This window comes from Bradyrhizobium sp. SRL28 (assembly GCF_018596315.1).
In the GTDB taxonomy this organism is placed as follows: Bacteria; Pseudomonadota; Alphaproteobacteria; order Rhizobiales; family Xanthobacteraceae; genus Bradyrhizobium.
The window spans coordinates 1-2,333 of record NZ_JAHEAG010000131.1 but is presented as its reverse complement, the minus strand read 5'-3'; the positions used below and the strand labels follow the sequence as shown (position 1 = coordinate 2,333).

Here is a 2,333-nt window from a genome sequence, read left to right as displayed (position 1 = left end):
CCAGAAGCTGCCGGTCGCGAGCACGCTCTTGGGGGAAAGCCTGAATGATCAGTCGGCACTAAAGTCATTCGCTCACGATAGAGCGACGCGGAGGGCGGGACGGCGGAGGATCCCGCATGCCCGCACGCCCCGTCGATCGATGCCAACGACCTTGGAACAAAGGGTTGCTCGTCGGTCAGAAGAAACCTCTTGAGCCCAAGCACGTATGGTCTATTCGAGTCCGCCTAGAAATCGCCCGGTCAATGCGTGACCTTGCGATCTTCAACCTGGCAATCGACAGTAAGCTTCGCGCTTGCGACCTGGTCAAACTGCGACTGGACGACATTTGCTCGGGAACAAACCTGCGGCGTCGAGCGACTATTGTCCAAAAGAAGACAGGTCGACCAGTCCAGTTCGAGATCTCGGAGCAGTCGAGGAATTCAGTTGAAGCCTGGCTACCAACGCTGCGGGCGACCGGCTCCCGATACCTCTTCCCAACTCGAATTCATGCTAGTCCTCACATTTCAACCCGCCAATATGCCCGGCTGGTGCATCGTTGGGTTAAAAGCATCGGCTTAGAGTCAGCATCTTACGGCACGCACTCGATGCGCCGCACGAAGGCTGCCCAGATTTATCGCAAGACCGGTAACTTGCGTGCAGTCCAGCTTCTCCTCGGTCATACCAAGTTGGAAAGCACCGTCCGATATCTCGGGATTGAGGTGGACGACGCCTTGAATATGGCTGAACAGATTGAGCTCTAATCGTCGACCACCGGCTTCCACGCCGGTGGTCGCTTTCGCGCCAAGAGCGGTCAGTCGCAAATCGAATAATAACGATGTCTTCTTTTCACTCAGAAGCGGCCATCGCCCGCCAGATTAGCCATGTCCGAAAAGTGCCAAGAGCCGACATTTACTATGCGTTCGCAGCAAATAAATCCCATCGACCAGGGAGGCCCTTGAGTTCATGCGATCCGCGCTCAGAAAACTTCAAGCCTGCCCCCGCCACAAGGTCCGTTACAACTCGCGAAACAAGAACCTCGCTGGATTGAGACTGTCCCATAACACGAGCCGCCGCATGCACTGCTATCCCGCCGATATCCCGGCCCCTGATTTCAATCTCACCGGTATGCAGACCAGCGCGAAGCGGCAAACCGATCTGCTTTGAGGCTGCTCCGAGCGCCAAAGCGCAACGAACGGCGCGACCAGGCCCGTCGAAAGTCGCCAGAATGCCGTCCCCTGTTGACTTGACCAAAACCCCGCGATGCTGCTCGACAATCTGCTTCGCTAACTGATCATGACTATCCAGTAAGCGATGCCACGCTTGATCGCCTATTTCAACGGCAACACGTGTTGAACCGACAATGTCTGTAAACAGAACTGTCGCAAGCACGCGTTGAAGATCGCTCCGCGAACTCTCGCGATGCCCAGTAATAAACTCCTCGATATCCCCTAATAACGCATCGGTTTCGCCTGCGAAGGGCAGGTGATCGCCGTCAGGATACTCAATATATTTGGCACCCGGTATTTGTGCTGCCAACTCGCGACCTCGCTCGACCCGAACTAATGCGTCCGTTCGACGATGCAGCACGAGGGTGGGGACTCGCAGTGTGGGGAGTATCGACGTCACGTCGATTTGTGCGTTCAACCGAAAAAACGACTTGAATGCGCCAGGGCTTGTTGAAAGGCGTTCAAATTTTGCGAACCGAGCGACAGCATCCGCATTTTCAGCCTCGCTTGGGTTGAGCATTTTGATCGTTATGCCGCTGCCCCAATTCTTCGCGAGGCTTGATAGCCCTTCTTCAAAGGCTTCAGAGCGACTAGGGTCAAGTTTAAGGCGGCCAGTGGTAAAGCCCCCAACAAGAACGAGGTGAGAAACACGCTCTGGATGAGTGGCCGCGAACAGGACACTCATTGGACCACCTTCGGAGAAACCCAATAGTGCAGCACGCTGCGATCCAACGGTTTCCATTATTGCGCGAACGTCATCCATTCGCTGTTCCAGGGAAGGAGCGCCGACATCCCTATCGGACAACCCTTGGCCTCTCTTATCGAACGTGATGACCCGGCTGAATGTCGAAAGGCGGCGCAAAACTTCTGTATAGCCGGGCAACTCATGCATGAACTCAACATGTGACCACCCTCCAGGGACGATGATCATATCTAATGGCCCGTTCCCCATCGACTGATAGGCAATATTCAAGTCGCCGCTGAGAGCGTAACGCGTCACAGGTAAAACAAGGTCATTCATTGTTGACCTCCCCCCAGCGGGTCGCGCAAACACGGCCGGGAGCGCAATCAAGCGTGCTGATGCAGAGAGCATATCAGCCCACAAGCGTCCCGCTAGAGCGAATTTCC

General features: G+C 55.4%; 2 protein-coding genes. One reads left to right on the top strand and one right to left on the bottom strand.

Annotation, left to right across the window (positions count from 1 at the left end; genetic code table 11):
- Positions 1–116: 116 nt before the first annotated feature.
- Positions 117–740 carry a tyrosine-type recombinase/integrase gene (locus KIP88_RS45545; protein ID WP_214494585.1) on the top strand — a complete coding sequence of 208 codons (624 nt, stop codon included), beginning with the start codon at positions 117–119 and terminating at the stop codon, positions 738–740.
- Between the two features lie 151 nt (positions 741–891).
- Here KIP88_RS45545 and KIP88_RS45540 read toward each other — a convergent pair whose 3' ends face one another.
- The gene (locus KIP88_RS45540; RefSeq protein ID WP_214494584.1) at positions 892–2,226 is read right to left on the bottom strand and encodes an adenylate/guanylate cyclase domain-containing protein; all 1,335 of its coding nucleotides are present in this window, start codon (positions 2,224–2,226) and stop codon (positions 892–894) included.
- Between the last annotated feature and the right edge of the window lie 107 nt (positions 2,227–2,333).